Genomic DNA, 20,187 nt, shown 5'->3' with positions numbered 1-20,187 from the left:
GACACATCAGGACGGTGAGCTGCGAAAGGTCGGATGACGTGACCGAGTGTCAGGGCATGGCCCGCTTCTTTTCCCGGCTGCCGTCGCTCGGTTACGGCGGCGACTACAACCCGGAGCAGTGGGGTCCCGAAGTCCACGCTGAAGACGCCGAGTTGATGCGCGAGGCAGGCGTGAATCTCGTGACGCTCGGGATTTTCTCGTGGGCCAGGACGGAGCCCGCCCCGGGCACGTACGACTTCGCCTGGCTGGACGGGCACATGGACCGCCTGGCCGAGGCGGGCGTCGCGGTCAGTCTGGCCACGATGACCGCCTCCCCGCCCCCATGGCTGACGCGCCTGCACCCCGAGACCCTGCCCGTCCTGGAGGACGGCACCCGACTGCACCCCGGCTCCCGCCAGCACTGGTGCCCGTCGAGCCCGGTCCACCGCCGCCACGCCGTGCGCCTCGCGGAATGCCTCGCCACGCGCTACGGCACGCACCCCGCCCTCGCCCTGTGGCACATCGGCAACGAATACGGCTGCCACATCTCACGCCACTGCCACTGCGAGGTGTCGACGGCGGCGTTCCGCGGGTGGCTGCGGGAGCGTTACGGCACCGTGGCGGCCCTGAACGACGCGTGGTCGACGGACTTCTGGTCGCAGCGCTACGGCACGTTCGAGGAGATCCACACCCCGCGCAAGGCGCCCTCGTTCCGCAACCCGGCCCAGCAGCTGGACTACTGGCGCTTCTCGTCCGACGAACTCCTCGCCTGCTACCTCGCGGAGAAGCAGGTCCTGACCCGCATCACCCCGCTCATCCCCGTCACCACGAACTTCGTCCCGGTGGCCAAGACCCTGGACCTGTACGCCTGGGCCCCACACCTGGACGTCATCTCCTACGACTCCTACCCCGACCCCCACGACCCGGACTCACTCCACCGGACAGCCTTCTCGTACGACGTCATGCGCGGCCTGAAGGGCGGCCAACCGTGGCTGCTCCTCGAACAGGCCCCGGGCGCGGTCAACTGGCGCGAGCGCAACGGCAGGAAGCCGCCGGGCCGGATGCGCCTCGACAGCTGGCAGGCGGTGGCGCACGGAGCGGACGCGGTGCTGTTCTTCCAGTGGCGGCAGTCGCGCGGGGGAGCGGAGAAGTTCCACTCGGCGATGGTGCCGCACGGGGGCCGCGAGACGCGGATCTTCCGTGAGGTGCGGGAGCTGGGCGCGGAACTGGCCCGCCACCCCGACCTGCTCGGCTCCCGCCCCGAGCGCGCGGACGCCGCCCTGCTCCTGGACTGGCCCAGCTGGTGGGCCCTGGAACTGGACGCGCACCCCAGCACCGACGTGACGCTCCTGGACGCGGCCCTGGCCCACCACAAGCCGCTGTACGACGCGTCGGTGGCCTGCGACGTGGTCCCGGTGGACGGAGACTTCGCCCCGTACCGCCTGCTCCTGATCCCCAACCTCTACTCGGTGACGCGGGAAACCGCGGAACGGATCCGCGCGTACGTCCACGGGGGCGGCACCCTGGTCATGTCCTACTTCTCGGGAATCGTGGACGAACACGACCGCGTCCACCTCGGCGGCTACCCGGCCCCCTTCCGCGAGCTGCTCGGCCTGCGCGTGGAGGAGTTCGACCCCCGCCCCGACGGCACCTGGTCGGAGGAGATCCACCTGGAAGGCGCGGAAGCGGTCACCACGACCCCCGAGGGCACCCCGGCGGTCACCCGCCACGCGTACGGCGACGGCGTGGCCTGGTACCTGGGCACGCGCCCCGCCCCTAAGGAGCTGCGGGAACTCCTCGACCGGGTGCGCACGGAATGCGGGGTGAACCCGGTCCTCCCCGGCCTCCCGGAGGGGGTGCAGGCGCGGACGCGGGTGACGGTGGCGGGGGAGCGGGTGCATGTGGTGCTCGACGGGCGGGACCTGAGCGTGGAGGTGCGGCGGGGGCTTTCGCCGACACGTTAGTGGAGCGTTAGCCAGACGGCGCTGGATCACCAGCGGCGACGGACAGTCTTGTTCTGTCGAACCCCGCACCACCCGACAGAACGGTGAGAACATGTCGCACGCCACCCTCCTCCACGCCCGCAAGGCCGCAGCCGCCATGGTGATCACCGTCGCCGCGTTCGGGCTCACCGCCTGCCAGGGCGGCGGCAACGACACGTCGTCCTCCTCCGCCGCTTCCGCGTCCAAGACAGGCGAGACCAGCAAGACCGGCAAGACCGCCACGACCTCCGCCGACGAGGCGCCGTCGGCCGCCCCGGACGACTCCGGGAAGCGCTGCACCGACCAGCTCGACTACGCGGGCGACCCGAGGTCGAACGCCGAGATCAACTCCATCGGTGCGGACACCGGCACCTGTCCCACCCCGGTGAAGGGCGAGAAGCCGTCGGCCGCCCCCGCCAAGCCCGGGAAGAGCTGCACCGACCAGATCAACTACGCGGGCGACCCGAGGTCCAATGCCGAGATCAACTCCATCGGCGCGGACACCGGCACCTGCCCCACCCCGGAGAAGGGCCACAAGCCCTCGGGAACCCCCAACAAGCCCGGTGTCAGCTGCACGGACCAGATCAACTACGTGGGCGACTCGCGGTCGAACGCCGAGATCAACTCCATCGGCGCCGACACCGGCTACTGCCCGCCGGTCAAGAAGTAGTTCAGTAGCGGCCAGCTACTACTCGTCAAGGTTCTCTCGGAGTGCGTCGACCACGTACTCGGGGCAGAACTCCAGGAGCCAGTCCATGAAGCGCAGGCCGTACGCGTCCCGTGCGCCGTCGATGATGAGGTCGGCGTCCTCGGGCGCGGTGAGGCCGAACCGCTCCTCCAGCCAGGCGAGATACTCCCCGTGCCCCACGCTGTGCTCCTCCTCCTCGTCCCACTCCCAGTCGGGCAGATACCACTCGTGGTCGATGGCAAGGAGCCGGAACAGATCCCGCAGCCCGGAGGCGACGACGTCGAGGTCGCCCTCGTCCCCGAAGAGGACGACGGGCAGCGTCGCGAGATCGGCACGGTCGTCGCAGCGCCACAGCGCGTAGAACGAACCGGAGCCGGTGGCCTGGGCGAAGGGCACGAGACGGTCCAGGCGGGCCCGCAGCTCCGGGGTGTCGGTCATGTCCAGCCACTCGACGAGGCCGGCGTCACGCCGCCCGTACTCGTACATCTCGAACCCGTCGGCGAAGCCTGCCTTCCCGGGGCCGTCGTGGAACTCCTTGAGCAGATTCAGCTCCGGTATGGGTGAGTAGGCGGTGCCCATGACGTTGACCACGGCATCTCCTCGGCGAGGGGCGGTTCGGGTGACGGCAACGGACGCTACCGCCCGGCACTGACATCGCCGCCCACGCCCGCCTCCCGCCGGAGCGAAAAGCCGAGGCGTCGGCCGGCCACCGGCGCTACGTTTCCGCCATGCCCGAACTCCAGCGCCTGCGCGCCGAACACGCCCCCGCCCTGCTCGCCTTCGAGCGCGAGAACCGGGCCTACTTCGCGAAGTCCGTGCCCGACCGTGGCGACGCCTACTTCACCGAGTTCGATGCGCGACTCGCCGCCCTGCTCGCCGAACAGGCCACGGGAGCCTGCCACTTCCACGTACTGGTGGATGGAGAGGGCGCCGTGGTCGGGCGCGTCAATCTCGTCGACGTCGCGGACGGGGAGGCCGAGCTCGGGTATCGCATCGCGGAGAGGGCGGCGGGACGGGGTCTTGCCACGTCCGCCGTACGGCAGGTCTGCGAGGTCGCAGGCGCCGAGTACGGCCTCACGGCCCTGCGGGCGGCCACCGATGCCGACAACGAGGGCTCCCGTGCGGTGCTCGTCCGTGCGGGGTTCGTGGTCGTCGGCGAGGTGGAGGTGGAGGGCAAAGGGAGCGTGGAGGTGCGCTATCGCCGTGCGGTGGCGGCCGGTTGACACGTGATCCGTCCCGCGCAAGAGTCGCGCCGGTGGAGATCAGGGATCTGAGCGAGGCCGAGCGGCAGGTGTGGGACGCGTTCCCGCTGGGGCGGCTCGTCGACTTCCGGCAGCACACGAGGGAACCCGCCGATCTCGGCGCCGACTGGGGCCCCGAGCGGACCGTGCGCGCCGACGTGCTCCGCGCCCTGCTCATCGACGGGCCCCGCCAAGAGGGCGAGACCCCCGTCCTGCGCCTCAACGGAGCCCGCATCACGGGCAAGCTGGACCTCCAGTACGCGGAGGTCACGGGGGCGATCCACCTCTGGGCGTGCTACTTCGACGAGGAACTGGACATCTACGGCGCCCAGTTACGCCAGCTGAACCTGGGCTGGTCCATCTTCCCCGGCCTGTACGGGGTCGGACTGCGGGTCGACGGCTCGCTGCGGATGACCGGAGTCCGCGTCCGGGGGAACGTCCGGCTGGGCGGCGCGCGCATCTCCGGGGCCCTGTTCCTCGACCGGGCCCAGCTGGGCGAGGAGGGGGCGATCGTCGACCCCGATCAGCCCATCCTCACCCTCAACCGCGTCACCATCGACGACGACCTGACCGCCGACCACGGCTTCACCGCCCACGGGATGGTCCGCCTCGCGGGAGCGGTCGTCGCCGGGACGATCACGTTCGACGACGCGGTTCTCAGTAACCCGGGGGGCACCGCGCTCCAAGCGTCGAACCTGAGCAGCGGCACCGATCTGCACGCGATGCGGCTCACTGCGCGGGGGCGGATCAACCTGCGGGGCGCCCGCATACCGGGCCAGCTCAACTTCACCCACGCGCGCCTGTCCAACCCCGGCGGCATGGCCCTGCGCGCCAGCAGCCTCGCCGTCGGCGAACTGTGGTTCAAGGAGGCCGCCCCCATCGAGGGCTCCCTCACCCTGCGCCGCTCCCAGCTCGACCTGCTGCGCATCGCCCCGGAGACCTGGCCGGACGAGGTCCGGCTCGACGGCCTGACCTACACCACGCTCGACCCGCCCGAGCCCGCCGAGCGTCGGCTCCAGGTCCTGAGACGCGACTCCGACGGCTACGTCCCGTACGCGTACGAGCAACTGGCCACCGCCTACCGCCGGATCGGGGACGACGCCGCCGCACGCAAGGTCCAGCTCGCCAAGCAACGCCGCCACCGCACCACCCTGCCCTGGTACGCCAAGGCCTGGGGCCACCTCCAGGACGCCACCGTCGGCTACGGCTTCCGGCCCACGCGGGCGGCGGTCTGGCTGCTCTCGCTGCTCCTCATCGGCTCCGTCACGTACGCGGTGCGGGAGCCGGTGGCGCTGAAGCCGAAGGAGGCCGCGGAGTTCAACCCCGTCTTCTACACCCTGGACCTGCTGCTCCCGATCATCGACTTCGGCCAGGAGCACGCGTACGCCTCGCGGGGCGCGTATCAGTGGCTCGGGTACGCCCTGGTCATCATGGGCTGGACCCTCGCCACGACGATCGCGGCGGGCGTCACGCGGTCGATCAGCCGCCAGTAGGGGGGAGACCGGCTACGAAGGCCGAGGGTTTCGCCACCGCCGTCGGGGCGTGCGCGCGCTTCAGTCCTGCCGGGGAGGCGTCGCTCGGGTGGCTGCGATGTGCGCGTCGACCTGGTCGCAGTCGTAGCCTCGGCGGACCAGATCGAAGGCGGGCGGTTCCGTGGGTGGTTCGGCGCCGGCCAGGCGTGCGACGTAGGCGTGGACCTGGTCACGGTCGTAACCGCGCCGGACGATGGCGAAGCCGAGCTCGTGGGCGAGGCCGATGTCGCCCTTGGGCAGCTGCATGCCTCAGCCCTTCGCGTAGGTGACGAAAACGGACCAGGGATCGGCGCCGAGCAGCAGGACGGGGCCTTGGGGGTCCTTGCTGTCCCGTACCGGGACGATGCCGGGGACTCCGTCGGCTACCTCGACGCAGTCGCCGCCGTCGCCATTGCTGTAGGTGCTCTTGCGCCAGCGGGCGGCGCCAACGAAGTCGTAGGCGATCTCGACGCACTCGCCGCCGTTGCCGTCGCTGTAGGTGCTCTTGCGCCACCGAGCAGTGGTCAGGTCGAACCCGTGCATTGTCTGTAATCCTCAGCCGCCGATGCGATCAGGGCGAGGGACGCCTCCGGCGACAATGCGGCGGCCCTGAGCAGATCGTATGTCTCCTGGGCGCGCTTCACCATGGCCGGGTCGTCCAGCAGGTTCCCTGAAAACACCGCTTCTGTATAGGCCGTTGGCGGCGCGTCATCGAACTCCATGAGTCGCAGCGTCCCGTGGAGGGCAGGGGAGGGACCCGCGGAGAAGGGCAGCACCTGTACGAGCACCCGGCGCGTGCGCATCAGGGCTGTGACGTGCTGGAACTGCTGGATCATGTCGGCCGGTTCGCCCACCTGCATGCACAGCACGTGCTCATGCAGGATGACCCACAGCTTGGGCCTGTCCGGGTCCTTGAGAATGTGGGCCCGTTCCAAGCGTGCCTGCACCTTTTCCTCGACGTACTCATCCGAGGCATACGGATTCGTCGCCACCGTCAGTGCTCTGGCGTACGGAGCGGTCTGGAGCAGCCCCGGTACGACCGCTGGCGCGAAGTCGCACACTCGCGTCGCCAGCGCCTCCAGTTCTGCGGCCTGCGCAAAGTACTCGGCGTACCGTGAGTCATTGATCAGCTTGCGGCACATCCGCTCGAAAATACCGTCGGATTGCAGAATCTCGTCGATCCGCTGGGCTACATCCAACTGCGGTTTGCGAATTGCCTGTTCGAATTGGCCGATGTACGCGCCGGACACGAAAACCTGAAGCCCCAGCGAGGACTGCGTGAGCCCCGCGTCCTCCCGGCGCCGCCTCAACTCCGCCCCGAAGAACTCCCAAGCTGCCTGCCGCGAACCATTGGCCATGGCCAACCACCCTTCGCTGCGCCGCAGTTGTAGAGCGCAGACCCCTCACGAGTGTAGGCCGGGGCGGTCACCATCGAGGCACGAAGCGTGAAATCCGATGGGAAAGGGGAGCCACGTCATGGCTGACAGCAAGGCGAACTCGGCGCAATGCGCCGAAGAAGCGGAGGAGACGATGAAGGAATTGCGCACCGCGCCCGCAGGGGCCGGAATTATTCTGTCCGGATTGCGGGTCGACCCCACATCCTGGCCCGTGAAGCCCCTTGTCCGCGGAATGAATTGAGGGCGGGATGAACCTCTACCTGCCGATCGGCGCCTACGCCGTGGACACCCGTACCGGACAGGTGGGCCGGGTCATGGGCCACGAAGGGCCCTACGTCCAGCTCCGACCCTTCGGCGGCGGGCGGGAGTGGGACTGCGACCCGGACGCGCTCAGGAGCGCCACCACCGCGGAGCGGCTGCGCGCGGCGACCGCCTATGCCAACGCACGGAGCCGGGGCGAAGTCCCGTGACGTAGGCGAAGTCGCGTCACGTAAGGTGCGGGCGCATGGCCATATGGAAGTGGGGCAAGCCCAAGGTCGAGTCCAAGTACCCGACGCCGCTGACCATGCACCAGCTGTGGATGGTGTCGCTGAGCGCGCCGGTCAGCCGGGACAAGGACGCTTCCCGGACGACCCTGTATCCCTTCACCCGCATCGATGACGGCAAGGCGCAGAGGTGGCTGGCCGAGCAGTGGGAGATCACCGCGCCCGAGCAGCTGCTCGGGCGCCTGAGCGGGCTCGCGAGCACCGGCTACCGAGCCATGGCCCAGCGGCGCTTGGGTATCGCACCGCTGGCGTGGGACATCGCGCTCTACGTGGACATCTCACGGCGCGGCTTCGCCTGCGGGATGCTGAGCGAGGCCGACACCTGGGCCCGGCTGAAGAACGTCGTGCCGACGGTGGCGGGGACGTACTCCTCCTGGCAGGAGTACGCCGACCACTATCTGCTCGGCAGGAAGGTGTGGCGGGACAGTCTCCAGGGGACGCGGGACGCGGACTTCCCCGCTCCCCAGGCCGCGTCCGACGCCCACCTGAAGGCGCTCCTGGACCCGGCGAACCGGGCGAGCCCGTGGAACCTCGCTCCCTGGGAAGTGATCAGTCACCCGGACCGGCCCGGCCCCGCCCGCCGGGGCTAGTGCTCGCTAGTGCTGCTGCGGCTTCTGCGGAGTCAGCTCGCTCGGCCGCACGATCACGTATCCCTCGCCCCGCAGCAGCAACTGCACCGCCTCGCCGGAACCGCCCCTGATCATGGAGCCGATGGACTGCGAGCGGTGCAGCGTGGTGTCCAGGTTCGCCGTCCAGCCGACCACCGCGTCCGTGTCGACGTACACCGGTTGCTGCGGCGACACCGGGATGACGAGGGGGTTGCCGTCACAGACCAGGCCCAGCTGCCCGGACCCGGTGAAGACGCTGTTGAAGAGGCCGCCGCCGGTGACGCCCGCGCCCTTCACCGTCTTGATCTCGTACGAGAGCGTCGCGTCGAAGCACAGGACGTTGCGGCCGTTGACGGTCAGGACGTCGCCCGGCTCGATGTCGACGATGAAGCAGTTCTGCGCCTCGTGCGCGAACCACGCCTCGCCCTGGCCGCGCACCGCCATCAACGGCAGACCCTCACCGGTCATCGCCCGCTTGAGCATGCCGCCCACGCCCTGGCCCTTGCGCTCGAACTGGAGGTCGCCGCGGTAGGCGATCATCGCGCCCTGCCGAGCGTGCATCTCGCCGTTGACCGCGTACTTGATGGACTTGGCGTTCTGCAGGGTCATCCCGGGGGCGACGGACTGCTGGGCCATGTGCTCCGTGGAGAACAGCTCACTCTTCATGCGGGCATTTTTGCAGGCGTGAGCGATATGGCCAGAGGGCGGAGCGGATCGGTACGACCCCGGCCACGGCTGTCGGCCCCGTACGCGAGAATGGGTCCATGAGTCTGTTCCGTGATGACGGCGTCGTGCTGCGCACCCAGAAGCTGGGTGAGGCGGACCGCATCATCACGCTGCTCACCCGCAGTCACGGCCGGGTCCGTGCCGTCGCGCGCGGCGTGCGGCGCACGAAGTCCAAGTTCGGGGCGCGGCTCGAACCCTTCTCGCACGTCGATGTGCAGTTCTTCGCGCGCGGCAGCGAACTCATCGGACGCGGCCTTCCGTTGTGCACGCAGAGTGAGACCATCGCTCCTTACGGTGGCGGGATCGTCACCGACTACGCGCGCTACACCGCCGGCACGGCCATGCTGGAGACCGCGGAACGCTTCACCGATCATGAGGGCGAGCCCGCCGTGCAGCAGTATCTGCTGCTCGTGGGCGGCCTGCGGACCCTCGCCAACGGCGAGCACGAGCCCCACCTCATCCTCGACGCGTTCCTGCTGCGCTCCCTCGCCGTGAACGGGTACGCGCCCAGCTTCAGCTCCTGCGCCAAGTGCGGAATGCCCGGACCGAACCGCTTCTTCTCCGTCGCCGCGGGCGGCTCGGTCTGCGCCGACTGCCGGGTGCCCGGCAGCGTCGTACCCTCGATGGAAGCCCTCGGCCTGCTCGGCGCGCTGCTCACCGGAGACTGGGAGACGGCGGACGCGTGCGAGGCGCGGCATGTCAGGGAGGGCAGCGGGCTTGTTTCCGCCTATCTGCACTGGCACTTGGAGCGCGGGCTGCGCTCGTTGCGGTACGTAGAGAAGACCACGTAACACAGATACAGCTAGGTAGGAGAGAGCCCCCCATGGCACGACGCGGAATCCTCGGACGGTCCCGCCGTGAGTACAAGACCCCCGAGCCGCACCCCTCGGGCGTCACGCCGCCGAAGATCCCCGGCGAGCTGGTGCCCAAGCACGTGGCGATCGTCATGGACGGCAACGGACGCTGGGCCAAGGAGCGCGGTCTGCCGCGCACCGAGGGGCACAAGGTCGGAGCCGAGCGCGTACTCGACGTCCTCCAGGGCGCCATCGAGATGGGCGTCGGGGCGATCTCGCTCTACGCCTTCTCCACCGAGAACTGGAAGCGCTCCCCGGACGAGGTGAAGTTCCTGATGAACTTCAACCGCGACTTCATCCGCAAGACCCGTGACCAGCTCGACGAACTGGGTATCCGGGTGCGCTGGGTGGGCCGGATGCCCAAGCTGTGGAAGTCGGTCGCCAAGGAGCTGGAGATCTCCCAGGAGCAGACCAAGGGCAACGACAAGCTCACCCTGTACTTCTGCATGAACTACGGCGGCCGCGCGGAGATCGCGGACGCCGCGCAGGCGCTCGCCGAGGACGTGAAGGCGGGACGGCTCGACCCCTCCAAGGTCAGCGAGAAGACCTTCGCGAAGTACCTGTACTACGCGGACATGCCGGACGTCGACCTGTTCCTGCGCCCGAGCGGCGAGCAGCGCACCTCCAACTACCTGCTGTGGCAGAGCGCTTACGCCGAGATGGTCTTCCAGGACGTCCTGTGGCCGGACTTCGACCGGCGTGACCTGTGGCGCGCCTGCCTCGAATACGCCTCGCGCGACCGCCGCTTCGGCGGAGCGATCCCGAACGAGCAGCAGATCGCCGACAGTTAGCCGTAGGTGTACGTATATGGGAGGGCCCCCACCGTCAGCTCGACGGTGGGGGCCCTCCCATATACGTACGGCGCTACTTGCTCGCGCACTCCGCGCACGTGCCGAAGATCTCCACGGTGTGCGCCACGTTCACATACCCGTGCTCGGAGGCGATCGCCTCGGCCCACTTCTCGACCGCCGGGCCCTCGACCTCGACCGCCTTGCCGCACACCCGGCAGACCAGGTGATGGTGGTGGTCGCCGGTGGAGCAGCGGCGGTAGACCGACTCGCCCTCGTCGGTGCGCAGCACGTCGACCTCGCCTGCGTCGGCGAGGGACTGGAGCGTCCGGTAGACCGTCGTCAGGCCCACCGAATCGCCCTTGTGCTTGAGCATGTCGTGCAGGTCCTGCGCACTGCGGAACTCGTCCACCTCGCCCAGGGCCGCCGCCACAGCGGCTCGCTGCCGGGTGGATCGGCCTCGTACCGGGGGTCCCGCAGCCGTTGTCACAGGTGCCTCCTCAACTGAAAACTCGCACGATCGCCCGCACATCTGTCATATCCCGCCGGGCCATTGTGCCAGCTCACTCTCAGACGGTGACCTCGTCGGCCGGGGGCCGCGCCCCCGGGAGGTCCTTCGGGGCGTCCGCCGTGCAGGTCGCATCGGCGGCGGTCGCGGCCCGCGCCCGGCGCCGGGCCAGCGGGGTCGCGAGCGCCGTGAGGACGACGAAGACGCCGATCGCCATCAGGACGATGGTCGCCCCGGGCGGCACGTCCTGGTAGTACGACGTGACCGTGCCGGACAGTGTCACGGCGGTGCCGATGACCACCGACAGGACGAACGTCACCTTGAACGAGCGGGTGATCTGCTGGGCGGCGGCCACCGGCACCACCATGAGCGCGCTCACCAGGAGCAGGCCCACGACGCGCATCGCGACGGTCACCGTGACGGCCGCGGTGACCGCGATCAGCAGGTTCAGCGCCCGCACCGGAAGCCCCGTGACCCGCGCGAACTCCTCGTCCTGGCTCACCGCGAACAGCTGCTTGCGCAGGCCGACCGTGACGAGGACCACAAACGCCGCGAGCAGGCAGATCGCCGTGACGTCGGAGTCCGAGACCGTCGAGAGCGAGCCGAAGAGGTACGAGGAGAGGTTCGCGTTCGAGCCGGTGTCCGAGAGATTGATCAGCAGGACACCGCCCGCCATGCCGCCGTAGAAGAGCATCGCGAGGGCGATGTCGCCGCGTGTCTTGCCGTACGCCCTGATCAGCTCCATCGTCACCGCGCCGACGACGGCGATCAGCGTCGCCATCCAGACGGGGCTGGAGTTGAGCAGGAAGCCGAGGCCGACGCCCGTCATGGCGATGTGGCCGATGCCGTCGCCCATCAGGGCCTGGCGGCGCTGGACGAGGTAGATGCCGATGGCGGGGGCCGTGATGCCGACGAGGACGGCGGCGATCAGCGCCCGCTGCATGAACTCGGTCTGGAAGATTTCCATCATCATCAGGTCAGCAGTCCTGTGCGGATCGGCTCGTGCTCGTCGGCCGAGTGCGGATGTACGTGGTCGTGGCCGGGCAGCGCGTGCTGTCCGGTGGCCTTGGGCGGCGGGCCGTCGTGCGTCACGCAGCCGTCGCGCAGCACGATCGCGCGGTCGATCAGCGGCTCCAGTGCGCCGAGCTCGTGCAGCACGAGCAGCACCGTCGCACCGGCCGCGACCTGTTCGCGCAGCGTCTGGGCGAGGATCTCCTGGCTGGCGAGGTCGACGCCCGCCATCGGCTCGTCCATGATCAGCAGCTCGGGCTCGGAGGCGAGCGCGCGGGCGATGAGCACGCGCTGGTGCTGGCCGCCGGACAGGGCGCTCACGGAGTCCTTGGCGCGGTCGCCGAGGCCGACGAGCCCGATCGCCCGGTCGACCGCAGCGCGGTCCGCCTTGGTGCTCACGCCGAGCCTCGACAGCTTCGTACGCGACAGGCGTCCGGACGACACGACCTCACGGATCGTCGCGGGGACGCCGCTGGCGGCCGTCGTGCGCTGCGGCACGTAGCCGATGCGGGCCCACTGCCTGAAACGCTTCAGGGGGGTGCCGAAGAGGCTGATGTCACCGCCGGTGAGGGGGACTTGGCCGATCACCGAGCGCACAGCGGTGGACTTGCCCGAGCCGTTCGCGCCGAGCAGCGCCACGACCTCACCGCGCCCTACGGTGAGGTCGATGCCGCGCAGCACCGGACGCGCGCCGAGGGTGGCCGTGGCCGCCCGCACGGATATGACGGGCGGTACTGGCTGGCTGGCTTCCATGGCGGGTGCCTCCGATGCTGCTGCTGGCCGTTTCACTTCGCGCCGAGAGCCTTCTGCAGCGCGGCGAGGTTGGACTCCATGACCTCGATGTAGTCATCGCCCTTGGACTTGCCCGTGATTCCCTCCAGCGGGTCGAGCACGTCCGTCTTGAGGTGCGCGTCACCGGCGAGCGTCTTGGCGGTCTTGTCGCTGGCGAGGGTCTCGAAGAACACCGTGGAGACGTGGTCCTTCTTCGCGATGTCCTGGAGCTCCTTGACGCGGGCGGGGCTCGGGTCCGACTCGGGGTCGATGCCGGCGATGGACTCCTGGTCGAGGCCGTAGCGCTCGGCGAGGTAGCCGAAGGCGGAGTGCGTGGTGATGAAGGTCTTGCTCTTGGTGTCCTTCAGGCCGCCCTCGAACTTCGTGTTCAGCGCGCCGAGCTTCTCGACCAGGGCGTTCGTGTTCTTCTTGTACGCCGCCGCGTGGTCGGGGTCGGCCTTCTCCATCGCCTTGCCGACACCCTCGGCGACCTCGGCGTACTTCACCGGGTCGAGCCAGATGTGCGGGTCGGCGCCGGCTTCGTTCTCGTGGCTGTGCTCTTCTTCGGAGTGCTCTTCGCCCTCGTGCTCTTCGCCCTCGTGGCCGTGGTCGTGGCCGACTCCGGTGCCGTGCTTCTCCAGGTGGGTGAGCTCCGCGGCATCCACGGTGTTCTTCACACCGGACTGGCCGATGGCGTCGTCGACGGCGGGCTGGATGCCCTTGAGGTACAGGATGAAGTCCGATTCGCCAAGATCGGCGGTCTGCCGCGGGCTGAGCTCCAGGTCGTGCGGCTCGACACCCGGCTTGGTCAAGGTGTCCACGGAGACGTGCTTGCCGCCGATCTCCTGGGCGAGGTACTGCATGGGGTAGAACGACGCGGTCACGTTCAGCTTGCCGTCGCCGTTCTTGTCCGCGGCGCTGGAGGACGAGCAGGCGGACAGAGCCGTGAGCCCGAGAACCGTGGCGGAGGCGACGGCGGCGGTGGGTATGAGGCGACGTACGTTCATGACACTCATTTTCAACAAATCTGGAAACGATTGTCAACTAGCAGTGTCGGAGGAAGCTCGACCGGAACCGATTTGATAAGTGGGGTAAGGCCGCCGGTAACCTGAACCATTCGCTTCGCCCACCGTCGTAATGAAGAGAGCACCGTGGCCGCCGACAAGATCGACAGCATCGTCAGCCTGAGCAAGCGCCGTGGCTTTGTTTACCCGTGCAGTGAGATCTACGGCGGCCAGCGTGCCGCCTGGGATTACGGGCCGCTCGGCGTCGAGCTCAAGGAGAACCTCAAGCGCCAATGGTGGCGCTACATGGTCACTTCGCGCGAGGACGTCGTCGGTATCGACTCGTCGGTGATCCTGGCCACGGAGGTCTGGCAGGCCTCGGGTCACGTCGCGACGTTCTCCGACCCGTTGACCGAGTGCCTCTCCTGCCACAAGCGGCACCGCGCCGACCACCTGGAAGAGGCGTACGAGGCCAAGCACGGCCGTCCGCCCGAGAGCCTGGCCGACGTCAACTGCCCCAACTGCGGCACCAAGGGCCAGTTCACCGAGCCCAAGCAGTTCTCCGGCATGCTCTCCACGCACCTCGGCCCCACGCAGGACAGCGGCTCCGTCGCCTACCTGCGCCCCGAGACCGCGCAGGGCATCTTCACCAACTTCGCCCAGGTCCAGCAGACTTCGCGCAAGAAGCCGCCGTTCGGCATCGCGCAGATGGGCAAGTCCTTCCGCAACGAGATCACGCCCGGCAACTTCATCTTCCGGACCCGCGAGTTCGAGCAGATGGAGATGGAGTTCTTCGTCAAGCCGGGCGAGGACGAGAAGTGGCAGGAGTACTGGATGGAGCAGCGCTGGAACTGGTACACCGGCCTGGGCCTGCGCGAGGAGAACATGCGGTGGTTCGAGCACCCGAAGGAGAAGCTCTCCCACTACTCCAAGCGCACCGCTGACATCGAGTACCGCTTCCGCTTCGGCGGCAGCGAGTGGGGCGAGCTGGAGGGCGTCGCCAACCGCACGGACTACGACCTGTCCGCGCACTCCAAGGCGTCGGGCCAGGACCTGTCGTACTTCGACCAGGAGGCCGGCGAGCGCTGGACCCCGTACGTCATCGAGCCCGCGGCGGGCGTGGGCCGCACGATGCTGGCGTTCCTCTTGGACTCCTACATCGAGGACGAGGCCCCGAACGCCAAGGGCAAGCTGGAGAAGCGGACGGTCATGCGCTTCGACCACCGCATCGCGCCGGTGAAGGTCGCGGTCCTGCCGCTGTCCCGCAACCCGGAGCTGTCCCCGAAGGCCAAGGGCCTCGCCACGGCCCTTCGCCAGAACTGGAACATCGACTTCGACGACGCGGGCGCCATCGGCCGCCGCTACCGCCGCCAGGACGAGATCGGCACGCCGTACTGCGTGACGGTCGACTTCGACACCCTGGACGACAACGCGGTGACGGTGCGCGAGCGGGACTCGATGAAGCAGGAGCGGGTCTCCCTCGACCAGATCGAGGGCTACCTGGCTTCGCGCCTGGTGGGCTGCTGACGCTCCGCTCCGCTCGGCCCTGCTCGGTCTTCGGCTGAGTGAAGGTTGAAAGAAGGCCCCGGTTCCGCATACGGAACCGGGGCCTTCTGCTGCACACTGTTCGCCATGCCTTCGATGACCACGAGCAAGGTCAGCAGATGGGACCAGCACGGGCGCGAGCATGTGGTGCACGTGCAAAAGGCGGGCGTCCAACGCCAGTTGAGCTGCGACACGTGCGGCTGGGGGAAGCGGGTGCAGTTCCTGCCGTGGCTGAAGGCGGAGGAACACCTCGCGGAGGAACATCAGGCGACAGTGGATCCCACGGTGCCTTAGCTGCTGGGTGGGCTGCTGGGCGGAGTGGCTACCGCCCGGGTGTCAGCTGGCGAGCGAAACGGCGGACGGCGTCGGTGAAGGCGTCCGGATCGTCGAAGTTCGCGAGGTGACTCGCCCGTGGGATCAACTCGACGCGGGCGTCCCGATGAGCGCGGGCGAAGTCCCTCTCGCCGGACCGGAAGACGGTGTCCTTCTCGCCGTTCAGTATGAGTACGGGGGAGGTGACGTGACGCATCGAGCCCGCGTCGAAACGGCCCAACACCTCGCCCCAGGCGGCCGGGAGCGTGTGGAACGCGTATCCGCCGCGGATGGTCGCCGCCACCACCTCGGGTGGGTAGAGCCGGCGAAGCAACCGGTCGTTCAACCGGGCAAGCCGGTCCGCCGGCAGACGAGGGACGAGACCGGCGACCCACCGGTACGGCGTGGCCCACCGGCCACGCGTCGATGCGCTGGCCCCGGCGAGGACCAGCCCTCGCAGCTGCTCGGGGCAGCGCCGCGCGAACTCCAGCGAGGCGTACCCGCCGAGCGAGTGCCCGACGACCAGAGCGGGCCCGCAGGCCAGGGTATCCACCGCGGAGGAGATGATCTCCGTAGCCGCGTCCAGGCTCCACGGCTGGTCCGAGCGGGCGCCGTGCCCCGGCAGATCAACTGCGGCCACCCGGAAGTCGCTGCGGAGCGCGGCGAGTTGAGGACTCCACTGCCCCGCGCTGAACCGCGTGCCGTGCACGAAGACGATGGGTGGTGATGGTGCGGTCGGTGCGGTCGGTGCGGTCGGTGCGGTCGGTGCGGTCGGTGTGTTCGGTGTATCCGGTGCCGTCATAAGTCCCCCCGGGCTTCGACCCTCTGGTGTCAGGATGCTAGTTCCTCTGCAGGGTGCGGGTGACGCCCGCGATGAGTGCGGTTGTCAGTACCCAGCCCAGAGCCACCAGCAGGTAGGCCAGCCCTTGGGGGCCGGCGTCCGTCCAGTACCAGGCCGTGCGCTGGCCCAGGCCGCCGATGGGGATCAGGAGGTCGAGCGTGTAGACGACTGGCTGGAACGGAGCGCCCTCGCCCGGCTTCACCGGGCTTGGAGTGTGCGCGCCGAAGATCAGGGTGCCCAGCAGGGTGAGCGTCAGGAGCCAGACACCGGCCAGCCATGGCCGGTACCCGTAGCCGACCGTCGCGTCGAGCAGATGGCCCCAGGCGCGCGCCGGCAGGGTCAGGGCGCGGCGCCGGTGACGCTGTTTGGCCAGGAGCACCCGGCGGGCGTCGTCGTCGTGGCCGATCGTCCGGTACCAGCTCGCCAACTGCTCGTACGGCTGCGGGCTGTAGCCCGGGCTGCGTCGCAGCCACGCCACGCGGTGGGCCGCGGACTCCCGGTGCCCCGCGCCGTCCTGCCGTTCACCCGCCTCCGCCGACTTGATGGAGCCGTAGCCGAAGCCGTCCAGCTCCACCACATCCGGCCAGCTCCACTGGTTCTCGTGCAGGTAGGAGACCTGCGCACCCCGCAGGTCCAGCGGGGCGGACGGGGTCAGGGCGGGGGTGAGACGGAACTCGACCGCCTGCATCAGCGGGGCGAACAGGGCCGGGCCGCCGCCGTCGGGAGGGCCGTTCAGGACTGCTCCGTCGAAGGTGAGGTTGTCCGAGATCTGGGCGCCCCGCAGCCGTAGGGTCCCGTTCGCGGTGAACCCCTTGGAGAGATGGAGCGTCGAGACCACGGCGTTGTCCAAAGAGAGCGCCACCCCGTGCGGTCCAGGACCTGCCAGGTGTGCGCCCTGCATGAAGAGCCCGCCCGGCAACTGCGCGCCGACGAAACGCACTTCACCCCGCGCCGTGAACCCGCCCTTGCAGAAGACGCCCCCTTCCATGGCCAGGCCCCCGGCGGACACGGCCCACCCCCCGGGCACGTTGAACTCGGCGTCGTTGAGGAGCACGCCGCCCGTCACGTGGGCGTCGCTCAGCGACAGAGCGGTGTTCTCGTGGTTGAAGGGTGAGGAGAAGCCGCCTTCCATGACGGATCGCCGCAGGTCGAGGTTGCCCTCGATGCGGGCCGCGTCGGCTTCGATGCCCGGCGTCCGACTGCCGGTGATCACGATCGTCTGCGTCGACGCCCCGAGAAGGTCGACCGATTCCTCGAACGAGCAGTCCTCGAGCCACAAGGCGTGAGCGATCTGCGCGCCGGCCAGGTTGAGGCGCCCGGATATCCGCGCACCGGCGAGCCGAAGACATGCGACGGCGCCCGGCTGCGGGGTGTTCGCGCCCAGCAGGAGGGCCGCGATCACGGCGGCCCGCACCGTCCGTCCCGGGCCCCACCGCCCGCCATCGGCAACTCGGTCGTCCTCGGGCACGCCCGCGCGCAGGTCCACGCGGCGCCCCTCGGGGAACGCGTCCCACAGCTCACGTTCCGGTGAAGTCAACTCGTCGTAGGAGAGCACCCGTGCAGAGTAGTGATCTCCCTGTAGTGATCTCTCTCCTGACTGGAACTGCGCGAGTTCCATGGGGACTTGGCTACGGGAACTGTGACTGCTGGAGCTTGGCTACGACTGGAACTTAGCTATGACTGGAACTTGGCTACGACTGGAACTTGGCTACGAACCGCTTCTGCCACGGCGTCTCCACCGCCCGTGGCGCGTAGTGCTCCCGCACATACGCCACCGCCTCCGTGCTCGGCACCCCGTCCAGAACCGCGATGCACGCCAGCGCCGTCCCCGTACGCCCCTGCCCCCCACTGCACGCGATCTCGACCCGCTCCGTATCGGCCCGCTCCAGCGCCTCGCGCAGGGCGGCGGTCGTCGCCGTGCGGTCGGCCGGTAGCCGGAAGTCCGGCCAGCGCAGCCAGCGGGATTCCCAGGCAACCGTGGGTGGCTCCTTGCCCAGGAGGTACAGCGCGAAGTCGGGTGTGAGCCCTTCCGGAACAGGACGGCGCAGCCCCCGGCCCCGGATCAGCCGGCCGGAGGGAAGGCGCAGGACGCCTGATGCAGTTGTTTCCCAAGTCGTGGTCACGGCGCGAGCGTAGCCCCGGGGGTGGAGGGCGGCCGTCGTTTTCGGACGAAGTGCCTTCCGGCGTCTGGAGCCGTTGCCGCAGCGCCGTCAGCCACAGCCGTTACCGCAGCTGTTGCCGCTGCCGTTGCCGTTCAAGGCCGTGCCGAGCGCTGGTTCGGGTGGGTCGGGGTCGCGGCGCCTTCCTGGGGCGTGGCCTCCAGGCGGGCCGCTGTCCGCTGGGCCGTTCTCCTCGCCCAGTGGCCGCTGGTCAGCGCGCCCAGGAGCAGGACCGCGAGGCCGCAGCTCGCGATGATCCACCAGGCGGGGCGGCTCGCCTCGGTGAAGGTGGCCGCGTACGACGAAGACCCCACCCCCGATGCCAGGACCGCGCCGATGACCGCGACGCCGAGCGTCTGGCCGATCTGGCGGCTCGTGGAGGCCACGGCGGCGGCGACGCCCGCCTGGGAACGGGGCATTCCGGAGACGGCGGTGTTCGTGATGGGCGCGTTCACGAAGCCGAAGCCGAGGCCGAAGAGGACGTAGCCGAGGAAGAGCGTCGCGTTCGTGGTCTCCGCGTCGAAGGCGGCGAAGAGGACCCCGGACGCCGTCATCGCGACCCCCGCGACGAGCAGGGAAAGGCGTGGGCCCCGGCTGCCGACCAGGCGGCCCGACAGCGGGGCGCAGATCAGCGTCATCGCGGCCATCGGCAGCATCCACACGCCCGCGTCAAGGGCGTTCAGGCCGCGTACGTTCTGGAGGTAGAGCGTGGAGAGGAAGAGGAATCCGCCCAGCGCGGCGAAGGCGCAGACCGCGATGACCGTCGCCCCGCTGAACGGCGCCGAGCCGAAGAAGCGCAGGTCGATGAGGGGGTCCGTCCGGCGCGGCTCGTAGGCGAGGAGGCCGAGGAGGGCCAGTAGCGCGGCTCCCGCGCACGCGATGATCAGCGGCGAGGTCCAGCCCGCCGTCGGCGCCTCGATGATCGCGAACGTCAGGGAGCCCAGCAGCATCATCACCAGGAGCTGGCCCACGGGGTCGGGGCGCCGCGGCTTGGGGGCGCGGGACTCGGGGACGTACCGGATGGTGAGGAGCAGCGCCGCGAGGCCCACCGGCAGGTTGACCCAGAAGATGGAGCGCCAGCCGACGGAGTCCACCAGGAGGCCGCCCACGAGCGGGCCCGCCGCCATGGAGATGCCGACGACCCCGCCCCAGACGCCGATGGCGCGGGCCCGTTCGCGCGGCTCGGTGAACGTGTTGGTGATGATCGACATCGCGACCGGGTTGAGCATGGAGCCGCCGACCGCCTGCGCCATGCGGAAGGCCACGAGGGACTCCAGGTTGGGCGCGAGCGAGCAGGCCACCGAGGCGAGCGTGAAGATCACCAGGCCGATCTTGAAGATCTTCCGGCGCCCGACGCGGTCCGCCGTCGACCCCGCGAGCATGAGGAGCGCGGCGAGTACGAGGGTGTAGGCGTCGATGGTCCACTGCATGCCCGAGATGCTGGTGCCGAACTCCCGCGCCATGGACGGCAGGGCGACGTTCAGGACGGTGTTGTCGAGGCTGACGATGAGCAGGCTCATGCAGCAGATCGCGAGAACGAGCATGCGTCGGCGGTGCGTGAGCTCTTGCTTGGGCATGAGTTCGACGGTAACTCGGCCGGCTGCGGGTCGCTTCTGCGGGCGGGGGCGTACGTATATCCCGTCCGATGTCCCGTCCGATGTCCCGTCCGATGTCCCGCCCGGTGTCCCGCCGGCGAGAGGTCCCCGGGCGGCGGGCG

24 protein-coding genes are annotated in these 20,187 nt (G+C 69.3%); 11 read left to right on the top strand and 13 right to left on the bottom strand.

From position 1 onward, the window contains the following. Positions 1 to 56 precede the first annotated feature (56 nt). Together ABXJ52_RS12055 and ABXJ52_RS12050 are read left to right on the top strand one after the other, a co-directional pair. A complete protein-coding gene (locus ABXJ52_RS12055; protein ID WP_367041740.1) occupies positions 57 to 1,943 on the top strand; it encodes a beta-galactosidase in 1,887 nt (628 codons plus the stop codon). A 91-nt stretch (positions 1,944 to 2,034) separates the two neighbouring features. Then, positions 2,035 to 2,631, top strand: a complete 597-nt coding sequence (locus tag ABXJ52_RS12050) for a hypothetical protein (RefSeq protein WP_367041738.1) — start codon at positions 2,035 to 2,037, stop codon at positions 2,629 to 2,631. An 18-nt stretch (positions 2,632 to 2,649) separates the two neighbouring features. Here the strand turns inward: ABXJ52_RS12050 and ABXJ52_RS12045 are convergent, their stop codons facing one another. Then, positions 2,650 to 3,240, bottom strand: coding sequence for a hypothetical protein (locus ABXJ52_RS12045; RefSeq protein WP_367041736.1), 591 nt, complete (start codon positions 3,238 to 3,240; stop codon positions 2,650 to 2,652). 137 nt (positions 3,241 to 3,377) lie between these two features. Here ABXJ52_RS12045 and ABXJ52_RS12040 point away from each other — a divergent pair, with 137 nt between their 5' ends. Further along, a complete protein-coding gene (locus ABXJ52_RS12040) occupies positions 3,378 to 3,872 on the top strand; it encodes a GNAT family N-acetyltransferase (protein ID WP_367041734.1) in 495 nt (164 codons plus the stop codon). 32 nt (positions 3,873 to 3,904) lie between these two features. Further along, positions 3,905 to 5,383, top strand: coding sequence for a membrane-associated oxidoreductase (locus tag ABXJ52_RS12035; protein WP_367041732.1), 1,479 nt, complete (start codon positions 3,905 to 3,907; stop codon positions 5,381 to 5,383). A gap of 60 nt (positions 5,384 to 5,443) precedes the next feature. Here ABXJ52_RS12035 and ABXJ52_RS12030 read toward each other — a convergent pair whose 3' ends face one another. Genes ABXJ52_RS12030 through ABXJ52_RS12020 form a run of 3 tightly spaced genes read right to left on the bottom strand, consistent with a single transcriptional unit; the run spans position 5,444 to position 6,759 of the window. Continuing rightward, positions 5,444 to 5,668, bottom strand: a complete 225-nt coding sequence (locus ABXJ52_RS12030; RefSeq protein ID WP_367041730.1) for a hypothetical protein — start codon at positions 5,666 to 5,668, stop codon at positions 5,444 to 5,446. Between the two features lie 3 nt (positions 5,669 to 5,671). Next, complete coding sequence (locus ABXJ52_RS12025) at positions 5,672 to 5,944, bottom strand: DUF397 domain-containing protein (protein ID WP_367041729.1); 273 nt, start codon at positions 5,942 to 5,944, stop codon at positions 5,672 to 5,674. After that, a complete protein-coding gene (locus ABXJ52_RS12020; RefSeq protein ID WP_367041726.1) occupies positions 5,926 to 6,759 on the bottom strand; it encodes a helix-turn-helix transcriptional regulator in 834 nt (277 codons plus the stop codon). Before ABXJ52_RS12020 ends, ABXJ52_RS12025 begins: the two co-directional genes overlap by 19 nt. A 118-nt stretch (positions 6,760 to 6,877) precedes the next feature. Here ABXJ52_RS12020 and ABXJ52_RS12015 point away from each other — a divergent pair, with 118 nt between their 5' ends. From ABXJ52_RS12015 to ABXJ52_RS12005, 3 genes are read left to right on the top strand one after another with little or no spacing between them, the layout of a single operon-like run. Continuing rightward, positions 6,878 to 7,039, top strand: a complete 162-nt coding sequence (locus ABXJ52_RS12015; RefSeq protein ID WP_367041724.1) for a hypothetical protein — start codon at positions 6,878 to 6,880, stop codon at positions 7,037 to 7,039. A 7-nt stretch (positions 7,040 to 7,046) separates the two neighbouring features. Next, positions 7,047 to 7,268 (top strand): hypothetical protein, encoded by a 222-nt coding sequence (locus tag ABXJ52_RS12010; RefSeq protein WP_367041721.1) that lies wholly within the window; start codon positions 7,047 to 7,049, stop codon positions 7,266 to 7,268. 35 nt (positions 7,269 to 7,303) lie between these two features. Next, entirely contained in the window at positions 7,304 to 7,933 is a 630-nt protein-coding gene (locus tag ABXJ52_RS12005; RefSeq protein WP_367041719.1) for a DUF1266 domain-containing protein, read from the top strand. Between the two features lie 6 nt (positions 7,934 to 7,939). Here ABXJ52_RS12005 and ABXJ52_RS12000 read toward each other — a convergent pair whose 3' ends face one another. Beyond that, positions 7,940 to 8,617 (bottom strand): AIM24 family protein, encoded by a 678-nt coding sequence (locus ABXJ52_RS12000; protein ID WP_367041716.1) that lies wholly within the window; start codon positions 8,615 to 8,617, stop codon positions 7,940 to 7,942. Positions 8,618 to 8,715: 98 nt separating this feature from the next. Between ABXJ52_RS12000 and recO the strand changes: the two genes are divergently transcribed. Both recO and ABXJ52_RS11990 read left to right on the top strand, forming a co-directional pair. Beyond that, on the top strand, positions 8,716 to 9,468 hold the full coding sequence (recO, locus tag ABXJ52_RS11995; RefSeq protein ID WP_367041713.1) for a DNA repair protein RecO: 753 nt from the start codon (positions 8,716 to 8,718) through the stop codon (positions 9,466 to 9,468). 32 nt (positions 9,469 to 9,500) lie between these two features. Next, entirely contained in the window at positions 9,501 to 10,322 is an 822-nt protein-coding gene (locus tag ABXJ52_RS11990) for an isoprenyl transferase (protein WP_367041711.1), read from the top strand. Between the two features lie 73 nt (positions 10,323 to 10,395). Here the strand turns inward: ABXJ52_RS11990 and ABXJ52_RS11985 are convergent, their stop codons facing one another. The 4 genes from ABXJ52_RS11985 to ABXJ52_RS11970 are packed head-to-tail and all read right to left on the bottom strand — an operon-like array spanning position 10,396 to position 13,616. Next, the gene (locus ABXJ52_RS11985; protein ID WP_344527445.1) at positions 10,396 to 10,851 is read right to left on the bottom strand and encodes a transcriptional repressor; all 456 of its coding nucleotides are present in this window, start codon (positions 10,849 to 10,851) and stop codon (positions 10,396 to 10,398) included. A 37-nt stretch (positions 10,852 to 10,888) separates the two neighbouring features. After that, complete coding sequence (locus ABXJ52_RS11980) at positions 10,889 to 11,794, bottom strand: metal ABC transporter permease (protein ID WP_367048997.1); 906 nt, start codon at positions 11,792 to 11,794, stop codon at positions 10,889 to 10,891. A 5-nt stretch (positions 11,795 to 11,799) separates the two neighbouring features. Beyond that, positions 11,800 to 12,591, bottom strand: coding sequence for a metal ABC transporter ATP-binding protein (locus tag ABXJ52_RS11975; protein WP_367041709.1), 792 nt, complete (start codon positions 12,589 to 12,591; stop codon positions 11,800 to 11,802). Between the two features lie 32 nt (positions 12,592 to 12,623). Further along, a complete protein-coding gene (locus ABXJ52_RS11970) occupies positions 12,624 to 13,616 on the bottom strand; it encodes a metal ABC transporter substrate-binding protein (RefSeq protein ID WP_367041707.1) in 993 nt (330 codons plus the stop codon). A gap of 144 nt (positions 13,617 to 13,760) precedes the next feature. On the opposite strand from ABXJ52_RS11970, the gene ABXJ52_RS11965 reads away from it, so the two are divergent. Together ABXJ52_RS11965 and ABXJ52_RS11960 are read left to right on the top strand one after the other, a co-directional pair. Further along, positions 13,761 to 15,140, top strand: a complete 1,380-nt coding sequence (locus ABXJ52_RS11965; RefSeq protein ID WP_160504932.1) for a glycine--tRNA ligase — start codon at positions 13,761 to 13,763, stop codon at positions 15,138 to 15,140. 105 nt (positions 15,141 to 15,245) lie between these two features. Next, positions 15,246 to 15,452, top strand: coding sequence for a hypothetical protein (locus tag ABXJ52_RS11960; protein ID WP_367041705.1), 207 nt, complete (start codon positions 15,246 to 15,248; stop codon positions 15,450 to 15,452). Positions 15,453 to 15,480: 28 nt separating this feature from the next. Here ABXJ52_RS11960 and ABXJ52_RS11955 read toward each other — a convergent pair whose 3' ends face one another. From ABXJ52_RS11955 to ABXJ52_RS11940, 4 genes are all read right to left on the bottom strand, one after another. After that, complete coding sequence (locus tag ABXJ52_RS11955; RefSeq protein ID WP_367041703.1) at positions 15,481 to 16,272, bottom strand: alpha/beta hydrolase; 792 nt, start codon at positions 16,270 to 16,272, stop codon at positions 15,481 to 15,483. 37 nt (positions 16,273 to 16,309) lie between these two features. After that, a complete protein-coding gene (locus tag ABXJ52_RS11950) occupies positions 16,310 to 17,866 on the bottom strand; it encodes an oxidoreductase (RefSeq protein ID WP_367041701.1) in 1,557 nt (518 codons plus the stop codon). 136 nt (positions 17,867 to 18,002) lie between these two features. Continuing rightward, positions 18,003 to 18,434: a protein-tyrosine phosphatase family protein gene (locus tag ABXJ52_RS11945; RefSeq protein WP_367041699.1), complete on the bottom strand. Its 432-nt coding sequence runs from the start codon at positions 18,432 to 18,434 to the stop codon at positions 18,003 to 18,005. Positions 18,435 to 18,565: 131 nt separating this feature from the next. Then, the gene (locus tag ABXJ52_RS11940) at positions 18,566 to 20,047 is read right to left on the bottom strand and encodes an MFS transporter (protein ID WP_367041697.1); all 1,482 of its coding nucleotides are present in this window, start codon (positions 20,045 to 20,047) and stop codon (positions 18,566 to 18,568) included. Positions 20,048 to 20,187: the final 140 nt, after the last annotated feature.

This window comes from Streptomyces sp. Je 1-332, from assembly GCF_040730185.1.
Classification (GTDB): Bacteria; Actinomycetota; Actinomycetes; order Streptomycetales; family Streptomycetaceae; genus Streptomyces.
The sequence above is the reverse complement of the archived record's forward strand: the minus strand, read 5'-3'. Positions and strand labels throughout refer to the sequence as shown.